This is a genomic window from Pseudomonas asplenii, from assembly GCF_001293465.1.
Lineage (GTDB): Bacteria > Pseudomonadota > Gammaproteobacteria > Pseudomonadales > Pseudomonadaceae > Aquipseudomonas > Aquipseudomonas fuscovaginae_B.
The window spans coordinates 1-15,642 of record NZ_JSYZ01000024.1 but is presented as its reverse complement, the minus strand read 5'-3'; the positions used below and the strand labels follow the sequence as shown (position 1 = coordinate 15,642).

General features: G+C 62.3%; 21 protein-coding genes. All 21 read left to right on the top strand.

Going from position 1 to position 15,642, the window contains the following annotated elements:
* Positions 1-720, top strand: a 720-nt coding sequence (locus PF66_RS26635; RefSeq protein ID WP_193394235.1) for a terminase gpA endonuclease subunit, incomplete at its 5' end; no start/stop codon positions are given.
* Position 721: 1 nt separating this feature from the next.
* Positions 722-928, top strand: coding sequence for a phage head-tail joining protein (locus PF66_RS26630; RefSeq protein WP_017127906.1), 207 nt, complete (start codon positions 722-724; stop codon positions 926-928).
* Positions 925-2,406: a phage portal protein gene (locus tag PF66_RS26625; protein WP_054064306.1), complete on the top strand. Its 1,482-nt coding sequence runs from the start codon at positions 925-927 to the stop codon at positions 2,404-2,406. The genes PF66_RS26630 and PF66_RS26625 overlap by 4 nt, the downstream gene beginning before the upstream one ends.
* The gene (locus PF66_RS26620) at positions 2,403-3,557 is read left to right on the top strand and encodes a head maturation protease, ClpP-related (protein WP_054064305.1); all 1,155 of its coding nucleotides are present in this window, start codon (positions 2,403-2,405) and stop codon (positions 3,555-3,557) included. Before PF66_RS26625 ends, PF66_RS26620 begins: the two co-directional genes overlap by 4 nt.
* A 2-nt stretch (positions 3,558-3,559) precedes the next feature.
* Entirely contained in the window at positions 3,560-3,907 is a 348-nt protein-coding gene (locus tag PF66_RS26615) for a head decoration protein (RefSeq protein ID WP_054064304.1), read from the top strand.
* A gap of 60 nt (positions 3,908-3,967) precedes the next feature.
* Positions 3,968-4,963 carry a major capsid protein gene (locus PF66_RS26610; RefSeq protein WP_054064303.1) on the top strand — a complete coding sequence of 332 codons (996 nt, stop codon included), beginning with the start codon at positions 3,968-3,970 and terminating at the stop codon, positions 4,961-4,963.
* Positions 4,964-4,965: 2 nt separating this feature from the next.
* A complete protein-coding gene (locus tag PF66_RS26605) occupies positions 4,966-5,280 on the top strand; it encodes a head-tail joining protein (RefSeq protein ID WP_054064302.1) in 315 nt (104 codons plus the stop codon).
* Positions 5,277-5,942 carry a hypothetical protein gene (locus PF66_RS26600; RefSeq protein ID WP_054064301.1) on the top strand — a complete coding sequence of 222 codons (666 nt, stop codon included), beginning with the start codon at positions 5,277-5,279 and terminating at the stop codon, positions 5,940-5,942. Before PF66_RS26605 ends, PF66_RS26600 begins: the two co-directional genes overlap by 4 nt.
* Complete coding sequence (locus PF66_RS26595; RefSeq protein ID WP_054064300.1) at positions 5,932-6,441, top strand: hypothetical protein; 510 nt, start codon at positions 5,932-5,934, stop codon at positions 6,439-6,441. The genes PF66_RS26600 and PF66_RS26595 overlap by 11 nt, the downstream gene beginning before the upstream one ends.
* Positions 6,438-6,998 (top strand): phage baseplate assembly protein V, encoded by a 561-nt coding sequence (locus tag PF66_RS26590; protein WP_054064299.1) that lies wholly within the window; start codon positions 6,438-6,440, stop codon positions 6,996-6,998. The genes PF66_RS26595 and PF66_RS26590 overlap by 4 nt, the downstream gene beginning before the upstream one ends.
* A 56-nt stretch (positions 6,999-7,054) precedes the next feature.
* Positions 7,055-7,303 (top strand): hypothetical protein, encoded by a 249-nt coding sequence (locus PF66_RS26585; protein WP_054064298.1) that lies wholly within the window; start codon positions 7,055-7,057, stop codon positions 7,301-7,303.
* A gap of 5 nt (positions 7,304-7,308) precedes the next feature.
* Positions 7,309-7,635 carry a GPW/gp25 family protein gene (locus tag PF66_RS26580; protein ID WP_054064297.1) on the top strand — a complete coding sequence of 109 codons (327 nt, stop codon included), beginning with the start codon at positions 7,309-7,311 and terminating at the stop codon, positions 7,633-7,635.
* On the top strand, positions 7,632-8,516 hold the full coding sequence (locus PF66_RS26575; protein WP_054064296.1) for a baseplate assembly protein: 885 nt from the start codon (positions 7,632-7,634) through the stop codon (positions 8,514-8,516). The genes PF66_RS26580 and PF66_RS26575 overlap by 4 nt, the downstream gene beginning before the upstream one ends.
* Complete coding sequence (locus PF66_RS26570) at positions 8,516-9,127, top strand: phage tail protein I (protein ID WP_054064295.1); 612 nt, start codon at positions 8,516-8,518, stop codon at positions 9,125-9,127. Before PF66_RS26575 ends, PF66_RS26570 begins: the two co-directional genes overlap by 1 nt.
* Entirely contained in the window at positions 9,120-11,213 is a 2,094-nt protein-coding gene (locus PF66_RS26565; RefSeq protein ID WP_054064294.1) for a phage tail protein, read from the top strand. Before PF66_RS26570 ends, PF66_RS26565 begins: the two co-directional genes overlap by 8 nt.
* A gap of 12 nt (positions 11,214-11,225) precedes the next feature.
* Entirely contained in the window at positions 11,226-11,660 is a 435-nt protein-coding gene (locus PF66_RS26560) for a phage tail assembly chaperone (protein ID WP_054064293.1), read from the top strand.
* Positions 11,657-12,109: a gp53-like domain-containing protein gene (locus PF66_RS26555; protein ID WP_054064292.1), complete on the top strand. Its 453-nt coding sequence runs from the start codon at positions 11,657-11,659 to the stop codon at positions 12,107-12,109. Before PF66_RS26560 ends, PF66_RS26555 begins: the two co-directional genes overlap by 4 nt.
* A gap of 113 nt (positions 12,110-12,222) precedes the next feature.
* A complete protein-coding gene (locus PF66_RS26550) occupies positions 12,223-13,386 on the top strand; it encodes a phage tail sheath subtilisin-like domain-containing protein (protein WP_054064291.1) in 1,164 nt (387 codons plus the stop codon).
* Between the two features lie 15 nt (positions 13,387-13,401).
* Positions 13,402-13,911: a phage major tail tube protein gene (locus PF66_RS26545; RefSeq protein WP_054064290.1), complete on the top strand. Its 510-nt coding sequence runs from the start codon at positions 13,402-13,404 to the stop codon at positions 13,909-13,911.
* A gap of 36 nt (positions 13,912-13,947) precedes the next feature.
* Positions 13,948-14,244, top strand: a complete 297-nt coding sequence (locus tag PF66_RS26540; RefSeq protein ID WP_054064289.1) for a phage tail assembly protein — start codon at positions 13,948-13,950, stop codon at positions 14,242-14,244.
* Between the two features lie 130 nt (positions 14,245-14,374).
* A partial coding sequence (locus PF66_RS26535) for a phage tail tape measure protein (RefSeq protein WP_160320670.1) occupies positions 14,375-15,642 on the top strand: 1,268 nt, incomplete at its 3' end.

The window sequence follows — 15,642 nt, the reverse complement described above, 5'->3', positions numbered from 1 at the left end:
GTTGGCCTGGCGATCCTCGCGACGGGTGTCGACTCCGGTGGTCACCACACTGACGAGGTGTACCAGTTCTGCCGCCTGCGCCGTTGGCGCAACGTCTTCGCTCTCAAGGGGGCGAGTAAGCCCGGCCGGCCAGTGATTGCCCAGCGTCCATCAATGGTCGATGTGACATGGAAGGGCCAGACGGAGCGCAACGGTGCTGAGCTGTGGTTTGTCGGTACCGACACCGCGAAGGACTGGATCTACAACCGGTACCAGTTCGAGAGCGGGCCCGGCGCCGTGCACTTCCCAAGCGACATGCCTGATGACTTCTTCGATCAGTGCGTGGCCGAGCGCAAGGTTGCCCGCTATGTGCGTGGCCACAAGCGCATCGAGTGGACCAAGGGCAAGGGCGAACGCAACGAGGCGCTCGACCTGCAGGTGTACAACCTGGCGATGGCCCATTACTTGGGCATCAACCGCTATCACGAGGTCGACTGGGAGCGTGCCCGCCAGGCGCTGGCACAGGCGGGGCTGTTCGATCAGCCACCGCCGAAAACGCCACAGCAGGCCGACGCTGTTGCCGAGCCTGATGACGAACCAGATTTGGACACGGATCAGGATTCAACGCCTTCTGCACCGCCTCCAGCACCACGACCGCCGCCGCCACCTCCGGCTCCGCCGCGTAGTGCGCCACCACCGCAACGCCGCAGCTCCAGCAGCGGCTACCTGAAGAGACGCTGATATGGCTTACACACAAGCACACCTCGACGCTGTCGAGCTGGCGATCGCGCAGGGCGAAAAGACTGTGCGGTACGCCGATCGTAACATTGAGTACCGGACGGTTGATGAACTGATCCGGGCCCGTGACCTGATCCGTACCGATCTGGCCAGGGCGGCAGGGCCCCGTTCCCGCGTGACCCGTCTTTACCATGGGGGGAAAGGGCTTTGAGCGGACGTTATCTGTCCCTCCCGCGTTCGGGGCTTCTGGTACCTGAACGCATCAAGGCCAGTTACGAAGGCGCCGCCGAGGGACGGCGCTCATCGTCCTGGGATGCCCCGGACACGGGCGTGAACAGCCTGATCATGCCGGCATTGCGCAACCTGCGCTCACGTTCACGGGCCGCTGTTCGCAACGACCCGTATGCGTTCAACGCGATCGACAAGCGGGTCAGCAACCTGATCGGCACCGGTATCACGCCGCATCCGCGAACGCTCGACAAGGCGTTGCGCAAGGTCATGCAGGAGCTGTGGGAGGACTGGGTTGATGAGGCGGATGCTGATGAGCTTACCGACTTCTACGGCCAGCAGGCCCTCATAGCGCGCACCGTTGAGCAGTCCGGGGAGTGTTTCGTCCGGTTGCGGCCTCGGCGGCTGGAGGATGGCTACGCGGTGCCTCTGCAGCTTCAGTGCCTGGCGCCGGAGTTCGTGCCCCACGACAAGTTCGAGGTGACCCGCTTCGGCAACGTCATCCGGGCGGGGGTCGAGTTCAATGGCCTGGGCAAGCGGGTGGCCTACTGGTGCTATCGCAACCACCCCAGCGACAAGGCCTCGCTCAATGCGGGGTACAACCCGCTGGTGCGCATCCCGGCCGAACAGATGCTGCACATCTTCGAGCCGCTGGAACCCGGCCAACTGCGCGGTGTTCCGCGTCTGGCTCCGGTCCTCAAGCGGCTGCGCAGCCTGGACAACTTCGACGATGCGGTGCTGTTCCGGCAGGAGGTAGCCAACCTCTTCACCGGCTTTGTTCACAAGCCCGCACCGGAAGGCCCGCCGAGGATCGATCCAGTCACCGGCCAGTTGATCACAACCGACGGTGATGGCTTCACGCCGATGGTCGGTCTGGAGCCAGGGACGGTGCAGGAGCTGGGCCCAGGCGAGCAGGTCGAGTTCTCCGATCCGCCTGATGGCGGCAACAACTACCCCGACTTCATGCGGCAGCAACTGATGGCTGCCGCCGCCGGGGCAGGGCTCCCCTACGAGCTGATGACCGGTGACATGCGCGACGTGAACGACCGGGCGATCCGGGTGGTACTCACCGAGTTCCGCCGTCGCCTGGAGCAGTTGCAGTTTCAAGTGTACGTCCACCAGCTGTGCCGCCCGGTGCGGTCGGCCTGGATGGACATGGCCGTGCTGGCCGGCGCGCTGGACCTGCCGGACTACGCCTTGCGGCGCCGCGATTACCAGCGGACACGCTGGGTACCGCAGGGCTGGGCCTACATCCACCCGGTTCAGGACGTTCAGTCTCGCTCGATGGAGATCGTTGCAGGGTTCGCCTCACGCAGCGAGGTCTGCCTGCGTGGTGGTACCGATGCCGAGATCGTGGACGAGGAGAACGCCGCCGATATCGCCCGGATGAAGGAACTGGGCCTCAAGTACAGCACCTTGTCGGCAGTCGATGAGGATCCCGACGAGAAGGAGAAACCATGAAACCACTGATGCCATTTCGCATCTTCAACATGGCTGCCACTGCGCAGCAGGTCAACGATCAGCACTGGTACCAGATCAGCGCGGCCGCAGAGGCCGAGCAGAGGCCCATCGAGATCTACATCTACGGTGAGATCGGCGGGTGGGGCATTACGGCCAACCAGTTCATTCAGGATCTCAAGGCCGTCGACGACGGCGTTTCCCCGGTGGTGGTGGCTTTCAACACCATCGGCGGTGATCTGTTCGACGGCCTGGCCATTCACAACGCCTTGAGCCGACTGGGCGAACGATGTACGGCCCGAGTCGATGCCCTGGCGGCCAGCGCGGGGAGTGTCGCTGCCTGCGGTGCCCACCGCCTGGTGATGGCCTCCAATGCCATGCTCATGGTCCACAACCCCTGGACCTGGACCAGTGGCGATGCCGAGGATCTCCGGCGTGTTGCCGATGTTCTCGATCAGACATTCGAGGCCATCATCGCCGCCTACAAGGCTAAGGCGCCGGACATCGACGACGCCGAGCTGCGGCGCATGGTCAACGATGAGACCTGGTTGACGGCTCAGGAGGCCCTCGTCTTGGGGCTGGCCGACGAGGTTGGTAACGGTGTCGAGGTCAAAGCCTGCCTCGGGCAGGGGGCTGCGATGAAGCGTTACCGACAGACACCGCAGGCGCTTCTCGATCAGTTGAAGGCCAGCCAGCCGACGCCCGTCGAGGATGTCCCGCCTGCTCCTAGCAATCCAGCCCCGCTGCCCCCAGCAGTTGCCGACGCGGCCCAACTGGCCTTGATGATCACCAAGGCGTGTGGCGAGGCCGGTATCAGCAATCTGGTCGAGCCGCTGATTGCATCCACCAAGCTGGCCGATGTGGCCACCGTGCAGGCTGCACTGACCCGGGCGAAGGGCGTTCGCGACCTCTGCGCGGCAGCCCGACTGCCAGAGCTTGCCGCCAAGTTCATCACCGATGGTCTGGACACTGATGCGGTTCGGGCTCGGTTGTTCGACACGCTGGTCGGCTCTGGCAAGGGGTTCGAGATCGACAACAGCCTGCCACCGGCCGGGGATGCCCCGGAAACGGTGCCGTCCAAGATGCCGGCACCGAACAACACCTACGCGGCCCGTCGGCAGGCCGCCCAACAGCACTCTGGCAAAGGAGCCTGAGCATGAGCAAAAACTACGTTGAGCCGGTACATGCCGGTGAGTTCCTCCTGTCTGAAGGCGCAGGGAAGATCTCCCGCGAGGCGATCGATTTGGTACCGGGCGCAGCGCTTCCAGCAGGCCAGGTGCTGGGCCAGATCACTGCCACCGGCCTGTTCGCGCCGTACTCGTCGACGGCGGAAGACGGCAGCGAGCAGGCCAAGTGCATTCTGTTCGCTGGGGTGGCGGCATCCGAGGAACAACGTCGAGGCCGCGCTGTTGCCCGGCTCGCCGAGGTGGTGGGCGATCTCCTCGCAGGTTTGGATCACGACGGCGAGAAGGCCCTCGCCGCTCATTTCATCATCGTTCGCTGAGTCGAACAGCATTCATTCAACCCCGCCTAGAGCGGGGTTTTGCATTTCTGGAGGGCCTTCATGGCTGACATCGAAATTTTTGAAAACGACGTATTCACGGTGCCTGCGCTCACGGCAGCTATCAACGAACAACCCTTCGTCCCCGGCCGGCTGGCAGCTCTGGGGCTGTTTGAAGAGGAGGGCGTTAACACGCTGACGGTGCAGGTGGAAAAGGACGGCGACACCCTCGCTCTGGTTCCGGCTGGCGAGCGTGGCACCTCGGGCCTGGCAGTGAAAGGTAGCAAGCGGATCCTGCTGCCCTTCAACACCGTGCATCTGCCGGAAACCTTCACCATTCTGGCAGATGAAATTCAGGGGATCCGTGCATTCGGCCAGCAGACGGAGCTGCAGGCAGTGCAGGACGTGGTCAACAAGCGCCTGGCCAAGGCCCGGCGTCAGCTCGACGCAACCCATGAGTTTCACCGCATGGGGGCGCTGAGTGGGTATGTGCTGGACTCTGATGGATCGACGGTGTTGCTGAACATCTTCGATCGTTTCGGATTGCAGCCGGCCGTGGTCCAGATGGAGCTGGCTAATGCCGAAACCAAGGTCCGAGTGAAGTGCGTCGAGGCGCTGGATGCGCAGGAGGAGGCGCTGGGGGCTGTTGCCAGTTCGGGGGCCCGAGCCTTCTGCGGGAAGAACTTCTGGCGCGCGCTCATTGACCACCGAAGCGTGGCCAAGACCTACGAGGGGAGCCAGTACGCGGCTTCGCTGCGTGCTGATGGCCGTGAATCCTTCGAGTTCGGTGGCATCGTTTGGGAGCGTTATCGCGGGAAGGTTGGTGGTGTCGCCTTTGTTCCCGATGACGAGGCACGCCTGGTGCCGGAAGGTGTCGCGGGTCTGTTTATCTCCCGGTTCGCCCCGGCGGACTACATGGACACGGTCAACACTGAAGGCCTGCCGTACTACAGCCAGCTGGAGATGATGCCGATGCGGAAGGGTATGGCGGGTGAGGCACAGTCGAACCCGTTGCACCTGGTGACCCGTCCGCGTGCAGTCATTCACCTGAAGCTCTGATCATGGGCTTCCGGGACCTGATCAGCAGAGTGGATGACGTCGTCTTCGATCGGTTGAGCGACTCTGCCTGGATCGAGGGCCGAAAGGTGCACGGGATGTTCTCCGCACCTTGGCTGCAGCCCAAGCTGGGGCGCATCACCACCGCATTGCGTGAGCCTCACCTGGTGATCCGGGTGAGCGACAACGCGGGGGTGGAGACCCGGCAGAAGGTTGTGATCGATCTTCCGGCAGAGGACGGCGGCGGTACCTACACAATCGCGAGCATCGAGCCCGGCGGTGATGGGCTCGTTGCGCTGGTGCTGAGGAAGACGGCATGAGCGTAGGCAGCTATCACCGGCAAACGGCCGGTGAGGGAATGATCTTCCTGCAGGCAAATCCCCAGCAGGTCGCCCAGTTTGACGAGTTCGCGGGCTTGGCGCCGAAGGCGATCGCTGCTGCCCAGCGTCGGGCCATCAACAAGACGTTGCGCTGGCTTCGGACGCATGTTGGTCGGGCAGTGGCGGTGCAGGAGCGTATCGCGGTCGCCTCTGTGCGGCAGCGTTTGCGGGCCTATCCGGTCGGCAGCAACGGTCAGGGCCGGTTGTGGTTTGGCCTCGATCCGATTGCGGCGAGCCGTGCAGGGCGGCCTCGGCAGACCCGGGCGGGTGTGTCTGTGGCCGGTCGCCGTTACGCGGGCGCCTTCTACAAGGCGGTCTACGGCAGTCAGGCCGACATCTGGATCCGCACGGCCAGCAAGCACTTCAGGGAGAGCGAATACCCGAACAGCAATGTCTCGGGTGGCGGTGGCGCCAGTTCGGGCTGGATCGCCGAGAACGGCGGTCGCTTCCCCCTGGCCAAGGCGATGATCTCGCTTGAGGACGTCCGGCGGCATTTTGAGTCCTGGACCAATCGGGCCCATCAGCGGCTGCTGGAGGTAATGAGGCAGGAGCTGAACTACGAACTGCAGAAATTCTTGGGGAGAATTGGTAATGGACGATGATCCGATACCGCTGGACCATCTGTACGCGGCCATGGAAGCGCATATCGCCAAGGCTATACCGGCGCTGGCCTATGTGGGAACTATGCCGGACAAGCTCGATCGAGTGCCTCTGCCGGGTGTTGTCATCGAGCTGGCCGAGTGGGAGCCGGGCCATGACCCCGGTACCGGCGAGGTGGGGCTGGATGTGCGCTTCGAGGCTCGGGTGATCGTCGCCGGCGAGGAGGAGCATGCGTTGCGCATGGCTGCATTCGCGGCGGCGCAGATCACTATTCTGTTGCGTATGCAGACCTGGGGCTTGGCTGTCGAACCGGCGAAGTTTGTTCGTGCTGCCCAGGACTGGAGCCGTCCGGAGCTGGATGGTTACGCGGTCTGGATGGTTGAGTGGACCCAGATCATCTACCTGGGCGAGGAGGAGTGGCCGTGGCCAATCGAGCCCGGCGGTAAGCCCATGGTGTCCGGCGATGACGGCAACCCGGTCGAGCTGGAGGCCCCTGTATGAGTTACGCCTCTGCACAGCATGACCGGATGATCGCTGACCTGGTGCTTCCCTGCTTTGTTGTGGAGGTCGATCTGGATGCTGGCAAAGTGCGGGTTTCCGATGGCGACGGCTGGACCAGCGCCTGGGTGAAATGGCATTCGCAGGCGGCGGGCAAGGCCCGGCACTGGCGGGCGCCAAGCCTGAATGAGGAGGGTATCTTGTTCAGCCCGAGCGGGGATCCGGCTCAAGGGACCTTCGTGCCAGGGCTGTACGGCAAGGCGGGTCCGCAGGCCGACAACCGCGACCACGTCGAGGTCTGGCGATTCGACGATGGTGGCAGCCTAGTCTACGACTGGCAGGCTAACAGCTACACCATCGAGCTGCCGGCCGGCACGGTCACGGTCAAGGTCGGTGGCTCCCAGGTCGAGGTCACGCCTGCTCAGATCCGCGTGCTTTCGAGCAAGATCAGTCTGGTGGGCGCTGTCACGATCGATGGCACGCTCAACACCACCGGCAACATCACCAGCGCTGGCTCGATCATGGACACGACGGGCAACAGCCCTAACCACAAGCACTAACCCTTATCGATCAACCAGCCCGCCGCGTGCGGGCTTTTTCGTTTCTGGAGCATCCCATGAGCAAATCGAGCCCCGTTGTGCCGCCCGATTCGGCAGAGGGCCAGGCAGTGGCCCCTGACACTGTCAGCGCTGCGAGCCCCATCGGCTCCGTGCGCGTCTTCCGCGACAAGGTCTACACCTCGCGGACCCTCGTCATGTCCGACGGCAGCACCATCCCCGTTGCCTGTGGCCGTGTCAGCGCGGCCGACGACCATCAATACGCCTTCCTCAAGGCCCACCCCGAGTTCGAACCCTTGCAGGAGTAATCGCCATGATCGGAATGGATCGCCGGACCGGCTTGCCCCTTTCCGATCGTGAACACCTGGTCCAGTCGGTCGAGGACATTGTGACGACGCCGATCGGCAGCCGGCGGCAGCGCCCGGAGTACGGCTGCGACCTTCGCCGCTTTGTCGATCTGCCGGTCAACGATGGCTGGAAAAGCGCCGTACAGGCCGAGATCGCGCGGGCGTTGGCACGGTGGGAGCCTCGTTTCAAGCTGGAGAGGGTGAGGGTTCTTGCTGTGTTGGGTGGCCGGATCTCGCTGGAGCTGTCCGGTCGGTACCGGGGCGATAGTCTGCTGATGGAGGTGGCCGCGTGAGTATTGTTGATTTGTCGACGCTTCCTGCACCGCAAGTGCTTGAAAGCCTGGACTTCGAAGAGGTGTATCAGGCTGACCTCGCTACCTTCCGCTCATATATGGGGGAAAACTGGACCGCTCAGTTGGAGAGTGACCCGGTCGTCAAGCTGGTTGAGGTTGGTGCCTACCGCAAAGTCGGCAACCGGGCCCGGGTCAACGATGCGGCAAAGTCGTTGCTGCTGGCCTATGCCAGGGGTCGCGACCTTGATCAGCTTGCTGCGAATGTCGGTCTGCAGCGCTTGGTCGTTCAGGCCGAGGATCTGACGGCGGTGCCGCCCGTGGAGGAGGTCCTCGAGGAGGACGATGCCCTACGCGAGCGAATCCAGCTCGCCTACGAAGGGCTGACCACAGCGGGGCCGCGTAGCAGCTACAAACTGCATGCGCGAAATGCGTCAGGGCAGGTTGCTGACGCCGAGGCGGAAAGCCCGTCGCCGGCGGTGGTGGTGGTCACGGTGCTCGCCCTGGCCGGCGAGGGTACTGCCAGCCAGGCGCTACTGGACACTGTGCATGCGGCATTGAGCGACGAGGATGTCCGGCCGCTGGGCGACAGGGTGTTGGTGCAAAGCGCCGAGATCTTGCAGTACCGGATCGATGCCGTTGTGCACATGGCCGGTACCGGATCCGAAAACGAAGCGATCCTGGCCGAGTGCCAGCGGCGCCTCGCGGCGTGGATCAACCCCCGGCGCCGGCTGGGTGTCGAGGTGTCGCGCTCGGCGGTGGACGCGCAGTTGCACATCAGCGGTGTGCGTAAAGTCGAGCTGGCCAACTGGGTGGACATCACGCCTAGCAGGTCGCAGGCGGCTTTCTGCACGGGCTTCAGCGTTGTGATGGGAGAGGGCTGATGGACAGTCTTCTGCCGAACAACAGCACCGAACTGGAGCGTGCCATTGAGGCCGCCGCCCATGAGATCGTCGAGGTGCCCCTGCGCACTTTGTACAACCCCGACACCTGCCCGGCGCATTTGCTGCACCAGTTGGCGTGGGCGTGGTCGGTGGATCGTTGGGATAACGCGTGGCCCGAGACTACCAAGCGGGCGGTGTGCCGATCTGCCTTCCTCGTGCACTCACGCAAAGGAACGATCGGCGCTCTGCGCAGGGTGGTCGAGCCATTCGGCTACCTGATTGAGGTTGATGAGTGGTGGGAGCTTGAGCCTGCTGGCGCCCCTGGGACCTTCTCGCTGCGTGTGGGCGTCTCAGACTCAGGTATCGATGAACAGACCTACCTGGAACTCACACGGCTCATAGATGACGCCAAGCCCGTTAGTCGGCACATGTTGGGGCTCGATATCAGCCTTGAAGCGCGGGTTCCTGCCTACATGGGGGTGCCCGTTTCAGACGGGGATGTGCTGGATGTCTACCCCTGGGAGGCCGCCGACATTGAAGTCAGCGTGGGCGCTCATAACCGCCTGATCGATCACACACAAGACACACTGGATATCTACTTGAATGGCTAATTCAACCACACAATTTGGCGGGTTCCTGACCAATATCGGGGTGGCCCAGCAGGCTAATAGCGCTGCACTGGGCGTTCCCTGGAATATCGGCTTTATGTTGATCGGTGATGCCGGTGGAGAGCCGAGCCAGGCGCCGGACCCAACGCCGAAGCCGACGCAGGTAGCGCTGGTACGGCAGGTCCATCGCATGCAGTTGAACGCTCTCTATCCGTCGCCTGCAGATCCTGCGGTGTTGGTAGCTGAGGCGGTTCTACCGCCGGAAGTCGGCGGCTTCTGGATTCGCGAGCTGGGTTTGGAAGACTCTGCGGGCAACATGATTGCCGTGGCCGCGCCGGCGCCGAGCTATAAACCGCTGTTGACGCAAGGGTCGGGCCGTACGCAGACGATCCGTATGCATGTTGTGTTCGGCAACGTCGCAAACATCACGTTGAAGATTGACCCTTCGATCGTGCTGGCTACCCGTGATTACGTCGACAAGGCGCGAGAGGTAACGGAGCTGTATGTGCGCAATCAGCTCAAGGCTCATACCGATGCCGCAGATCCTCACCCGCAGTACCTGCTGCGTTCTTCGGTCGCTGCGGACGCTGGACGGCTGTCCTGGCTCGGAACTGCAGGTGGCACTGCCGGCGCGCTGACCTTTTCCATGGTCAGCGGTGAGCCGAAGCTTTCGGCGTTGGCAGCGGGGCAGCGGTTCCAGTTCGTCGCGGCGCTGGCCAACCCGGGTGCTGTCACAGCGAAGATCGGCACGCTTGCGGCGAAGGCAATCAAGAAAGCAACTGATTCGGGGCTGGTTGATCTCGACCCAGGGGACATTAAGCCAGGTGCCCTGTATGACCTGAACTACGATGGGGCTGTGTTCCAACTCGGTGGTGGTGTGGGAGGGGGCAAGGCTTTCGAGCGCTTCTCGTTTACCGCCTCTGCCGGGCAGTCGCAGTTTGCATTTCCGCATGCCGGCGCTTCGGTGATCGCGCTGCGAAATGGTAGGGAGGTTCGGGACTTCAGTTCGAACGCGGATTTCACGAAAGTCACTTTTGGCATCCCGTGTGAAATTGATGAAGCGGTCGAGTTCCTGGTGTTTGGCTCGTTCAAGGTTTCCGGGGCTTACACGAAGGCCGAAGTCGATGCCCTGTTGAAAACTGCTTCGGCGCTGCCTGTCGGGTCGATGCTGCCTTTTCCTGCGGGTGTTGTGCCGCCGGGCTTCCTCGAGACGGATGGCAGCATTCGGAGCATTGCGGCGTATCCGGACCTCGCTGCGTACGTCGGGACAACATTCAACGTCGGCAATGAGGGGGCAGGTAACTTCCGACTGCCTGACACACGCGGGGAGTTCCTGCGTGGCTGGGACCATGGGCGGGGGATTGATACCGGTCGTGGTGTTGGTAGCTATCAGACCGCTGCGGGGCCCGTGCTCGGGATCGACTCGCGTATTTCGTCGGCGGCTGGAACTATCCCGCCGTACAGCGTGACTGTGCCCGCTGATGGAAGCAAGACGGCATGGCTGAACACGGGTGATGCAAACAGCTCCGGTGACGTGGATCTGAAATTCTCTCTCGACTCATCGGGGGTCCGGCCGCGTAACTTGGCTGTGATGTGGTGCATCAAGGCTTGGAACGCCCCCGTCAATCAGGGAAACATCGACGTGGCGGCTCTCGTTGCGCTCTCTGCGCAAGCCACGGAGGCTATTCAAGGAACCCTGAAGATCGCGTCTGACGATCAGGTGGTCGAGGGAAGCGATAACAAAACGGCAGTCTCGCCGCGCAAGCTCAGGCTTGGATTTAACGTGAGCTGGGGTGCCAATGGTTTTCTTGTGTGCCCGACTTGGCTCGGCGGGCTGACGTTTCAATGGGGCGTCATCGCCGAGGCCGCACGTTTCTCAGAGTTCGACTACGGAACAGTTGCGCTGCCGATTGCGTTTCCACGGGCGCCGCTGTTCGCAACCTGCCAGGTGACGGGTCAGGCCGCAAGTCCTGCAGACAGTTTCGGCGTGCTGAAGGCGATCACAGCAACGGCGATCAGCCTGATGGCGGGGAGCAACTTACAAACCACTCACACTCACGGCATGCGTTGGTTTGCCGTTGGCTACTAACAGGGTCCATGTATGAAGCGTCTTTACAGTAAAAGCATGCTGACGACGTATATCGTCGGCCTGCACAGTAGTATTCCTGCCGATGCCGTCGAGATCTCCGACGAGTTGTATGCAGCGGTAATCGGCAATCCAGTGCCTGGCAAGGTCCGGGTTCACGATGAGCAGGGGCTGCCTTATCTTGTTGATGCTCAGGAGGCTCCAGTTGACCGCTCTGTGGTTGAGCGAGCCTGGCGTGATGCCGAGCTGTCGGCGGTTGCCTGGTACCGCGATCGGCATCGTGATCAAGTCGAGATCGGTGCGGAAACGACGCTGGGTGCTGACCAGTTCCAGGAACTGCTCGTCTACATGCAGGCGCTGCGCGACTGGCCTCAGTCGGCAGCTTTTCCAGACCTGTCTGCTCGGCCTCAAGCGCCGGAATTCCTTGAGTCGCTTGGAGGTGGGCAATGAGTCGCGCCGATACCCTGGCGGCGAATGACAAGGCTGTTCAGGACTTTGTCTTGAACGGCGAAATTTCAGCGGCGGAAATGGTTGCCGGCGAGGCGCAGGGGAGCAAGTGGCTGAGCCTTCGGCGGCTGCGCCTGGGCTTCTCTGTGAGCATGGCGCGCAATGGTTACCTGATTTTCCCGAGCTGGCTCGGGAGCCTGATTCTCCAGTGGGGCCGCGTTGCGACCCCAACAGGGGATATTGAGTATTCGGTGTCTTTCCCGATTGCGTTCAAGGCTGAGCTGTTCAACCTGCAAGTGGCGTACGGCTACGATCAGGCTCGCCCAAATGATGGGATTGTGGCGCAGATTGCAGCAACGACCCTGCAGGGTTTCATGGCAAACCGGAATGACATTGGCTCGATAGTCAGTGTGCCTACGGCCTACATCAACTATTTCGCGATCGGGCGGTAAAGACCGCTTTCTGACTATCCGTTCGGCGTTCTTAGGGCGCCTCCCCAACCTCTAGCTGCAGTACCCAACACAACCTCGCATATGCGGGGTTTTTTCATTTCTGGAGAGTGACTATGAGTTTCTTCCACGGCGTTACCGTGACGAACGTCGACACCGGCAGCCGGACCATCTCGCTGCCGTCGTCCTCGATCATCGGTCTTGTCGATACCTTCACCCCGGCGCCGGAGTACACCGCGCAGCCGAATGACCTGGTGCTGATCACCCGCGAGAGCGAGGCGATCGCGGCCTGGGGCCCCGACGCGGCGATCACGAAGGCCTGTCAGGCGATCTACAAGCGTGCGAAAGCGGTCATCGTCGCCTGTGGCGTGGCGAAGGTCGCCGACGCGGCCCAGCAGACCTCGGCGATCATTGGCGGCGTTCTGGCTGACGGCAAGCGGACAGGCCTGCAGGCGCTGCTCGATGGCAAAAGCCGCTTCAACGCTCAGCCGCGGCTGCTGGTCACCCCGAAGCACAGTTCGTCCCTGCCGGTTGGCACTGCCCTCGTTGGGCTGGCAGACAAGCTGCGTGGCCTGGCGATCCTCGACGGGCCAAACACCACCGACGAAGCAGTACAGGCCTACGCCAAGAACTTCGGTGCCAAGCGTGCCTACCTGGTAGACCCCGGTGTTCAGTACTGGGACCCCACCGCCAGTGCCACGGTTGATGCCCCAGCCTCGGCCTGGGTCGCTGGGCTGTTCGCCTGGACTGACAGTGAGTACGGCTTCTGGGCATCGCCGTCGAACAAGGAGTTCACCGACATCACTGGCACAACTCGCCCGATCGAGTTCCTCGACGGCGATGAAACCTGCCGGGCCAACCTGCTGAACAACGCGAACATCACCACGATCATTCGTGATGACGGCTACCGCCTGTGGGGTAACCGAACGCTGTCGAGTGATCCGAAATGGGCGTTTGTCACGCGCGTTCGGACCATGGACATCGTCATGGACGCGATCCTGTACGGCCACAAATGGGCAGTCGACCGATCGATCACTGCCACCTACGTCAAGGACGTGACCGAGGGCCTGCAGGCCTTCATGCGCGACCTGAAGAACCAGGGCGCGATCATCAATTTCGAGGTTTATGCCGACCCGGATCGCAACACGGCCTCCCAGCTCGAACAGGGCAAGGTGTACTGGGTCATTCGCTTTACCGATGTCCCGCCGGCCGAAAACCCCAACTTCCTCGTCGAAGTCACGAACCAGTGGCTGACCGAGGTCCTCGATACCGCCGCCTAAGGAGCTAACCACATCATGGCAATGATTCCCGAAACCCTGTCGAACCTGAACCTGTTTGTGGACGGTGTCAGCTTCCAGGGCGATGTACCCAGTCTGACCCTGCCGAAACTGACCCTGAAGATGGACGAACACCGGGCCGGTGGCATGGACGTGCCGGTCGAGCTGGAAATGGGCATGGAAAAACAGGAGGCCGGCTTCACAACGACCGGCGTTCGGCGCGAGTCGCTGAAGTTCTTCGGCCTGGCCGATGGCTCGGCCTTCAACGGCACGTTCCGGGGTGCCTACAAGGGACTCAAGGGCAAGATCACCCCGGTGATTGTGACTCTGCGCGGAACCCTGAAAGAGGTCGACATGGGCGACTGGAAGCCTGGCGACAAGGCCGAGATCAAGCACTCGGTGGCGCTCATCTACTACCGGCTCGAAGTCGACGGTCGCGAGATCTACGAGATCGATGCGCTGGGTATGAAGCGCACCATCAACGGTGTCGACCAACTCGCGGCAACGCGTCAGGCACTGGGCCTGTAACCACCATCTCCACCTAATCCATAAGGAAACAATCCAATGAGCCAGAAAGTACCTTCCTACCTGGAGATTGATGCCGAGCGCGTTGTTGTGAAACTGAGCAAGCCCGCCGAGGCCAATGGCATCAAGGTCGATACCCTGATGATGCGAGCCCCTACCGTACGCGACGTGCGTGCTGCCCAAGCCACCGCCAATGGCGATGACGAGGTGCGCGAGCTGAACCTGTTTTCCTCGCTGACTGAGATCCATGTCAAGGATCTCGAAGCGCTCCCGCTGAAGGACTACAACCGTCTGCAGGCTGGCTATTTTCGCCTGGTGCAAGACGACGAGCTTTGACCCGGGCACGCAAAAGCGGCTGGCCAAACGGCTGGCCGCCGAGCTGGGCTTCTCGGCAGCCGAAATTTCGGTGATGCCGTGGAGCGACATGATTTGGTGGCTCACGGATTGAGCCTGTAGGAGGTGACGCATGGCGCGTTTGGCGATTGCGTTGGAAATTGGCGGTGCGGTGGCATCGTCGCTCGGCGCCGCCTTTGGCACTGCCCGGGGCCATATCAAAAAGCTCGAGGACGCGGGCAGCAAGACGAAGGTGTTGAAGAACACAATCGGCGAAACGATCAAGCTGCGTGACGAGTGGAAGCGGGCCCATGACACTGGAGCTGCGTCTGCTGCCGGCCTGTTGCGCAAGCTTGAGGGCAATCTGGACGCCCTGAAGCGGCAGGGTGTTGAGGTCGGGCGACTGTCGCGGGAGTACCAGCGCCTCGGCCGCGAGGTGAAAGCGGCTGAGATGCAGCAGAAAGGACGGCAGCAGATCGATTCGGGCAGGTCCATGCTTAAGTCGACGGTGGGTGCTGCTGTCGTCGGCGTTGGCATGGCCGCGATCCCAACAAAGGTCAGTGCTGACTATCAAGCGATCATCCGCGACATCGCGATCAAGGCGGATGTCGCGAACAAGCCCGAGGAAGCGCAGCTGACCCGGGCAGTCCTCGACACGTCGAAAGAAACGGGCATGTCTCGCAACGATGTGGCCGACCTGGTCAACCAGCTCGTCGGCGCCGGCATGGAGCTGGACAAGGCCTTGTCCTACGCACCGATCGCGGCGAAGTTCGCAGTCGGTCAGGGAGCCAGCGGCGTCGACACCGCGTCGATGATCATGGCGCTGCAGCAGAACGCCAAGATCAACGACCCGAAGGTCATGCAGCAGGCGCTGGAAGCGATCGCATACCAGGGCCAGGCCGGTAGTTTCGAGGCGTCAGACATGGCGCGATGGTTCCCGCAGTTGCTGGCGAGCATGGAGAAGAACGGCAGCACCGGCCTGGACGCGGTGACGTCGCTTGGCTCGATGCTGCAGGTACAGATGAAAACCGCCGGCAGCTCGGACGAGGCGGCGAACAACTTCAAGAACTGGGTCGAGAAGATCGGCGCGGGTGATGTGGTCAAGGCCTACAAGGATGCGGGCATCGACTATCAGGCCTCCCTGAACACGGGCATCCAGAAAGGGATGTCGACGATTGAGTCGTCGATGGCCCTGGCCATGAAGTACGTCGAGGCCACGGACCCGGCCAAGGCCAAAAAGATCAAGGACGCGAAGGCGGCGATCAGCAAGGAAGCGGATCCGGAGAAGGCGAAAGCGGCTTTGGATGCGTTGGAGAAGACCTTGCGTACCGGTGACTTGTTCGCCGACATGCAGGTCAAGGCCGCGCTTACCGCGTATTCGCAGAACAAGGACCTCTACAC

Bases quoted from the DNA above. Each gene is read 5' to 3' on its own strand.
- PF66_RS26555 (WP_054064292.1), top strand. From the start codon at position 11,657: ATGAGTCGCGCCGATACCCTGGCGGCGAATGACAAGGCTGTTCAGGAC.
- PF66_RS26565 (WP_054064294.1), top strand. From the start codon at position 9,120: ATGGCTAATTCAACCACACAATTTGGCGGGTTCCTGACCAATATCGGG.
- PF66_RS26600 (WP_054064301.1), top strand. From the start codon at position 5,277: ATGAGCGTAGGCAGCTATCACCGGCAAACGGCCGGTGAGGGAATGATC.
- PF66_RS26595 (WP_054064300.1), top strand. From the start codon at position 5,932: ATGGACGATGATCCGATACCGCTGGACCATCTGTACGCGGCCATGGAA.
- PF66_RS26550 (WP_054064291.1), top strand. From the start codon at position 12,223: ATGAGTTTCTTCCACGGCGTTACCGTGACGAACGTCGACACCGGCAGC.
- PF66_RS26545 (WP_054064290.1), top strand. From the start codon at position 13,402: ATGGCAATGATTCCCGAAACCCTGTCGAACCTGAACCTGTTTGTGGAC.
- PF66_RS26540 (WP_054064289.1), top strand. From the start codon at position 13,948: ATGAGCCAGAAAGTACCTTCCTACCTGGAGATTGATGCCGAGCGCGTT.
- PF66_RS26610 (WP_054064303.1), top strand. From the start codon at position 3,968: ATGGCTGACATCGAAATTTTTGAAAACGACGTATTCACGGTGCCTGCG.
- PF66_RS26585 (WP_054064298.1), top strand. From the start codon at position 7,055: ATGAGCAAATCGAGCCCCGTTGTGCCGCCCGATTCGGCAGAGGGCCAG.
- PF66_RS26605 (WP_054064302.1), top strand. From the start codon at position 4,966: ATGGGCTTCCGGGACCTGATCAGCAGAGTGGATGACGTCGTCTTCGAT.
- PF66_RS26580 (WP_054064297.1), top strand. From the start codon at position 7,309: ATGATCGGAATGGATCGCCGGACCGGCTTGCCCCTTTCCGATCGTGAA.
- PF66_RS26615 (WP_054064304.1), top strand. From the start codon at position 3,560: ATGAGCAAAAACTACGTTGAGCCGGTACATGCCGGTGAGTTCCTCCTG.
- PF66_RS26620 (WP_054064305.1), top strand. From the start codon at position 2,403: ATGAAACCACTGATGCCATTTCGCATCTTCAACATGGCTGCCACTGCG.
- PF66_RS26590 (WP_054064299.1), top strand. From the start codon at position 6,438: ATGAGTTACGCCTCTGCACAGCATGACCGGATGATCGCTGACCTGGTG.
- PF66_RS26630 (WP_017127906.1), top strand. From the start codon at position 722: ATGGCTTACACACAAGCACACCTCGACGCTGTCGAGCTGGCGATCGCG.
- PF66_RS26570 (WP_054064295.1), top strand. From the start codon at position 8,516: ATGGACAGTCTTCTGCCGAACAACAGCACCGAACTGGAGCGTGCCATT.
- PF66_RS26560 (WP_054064293.1), top strand. From the start codon at position 11,226: ATGAAGCGTCTTTACAGTAAAAGCATGCTGACGACGTATATCGTCGGC.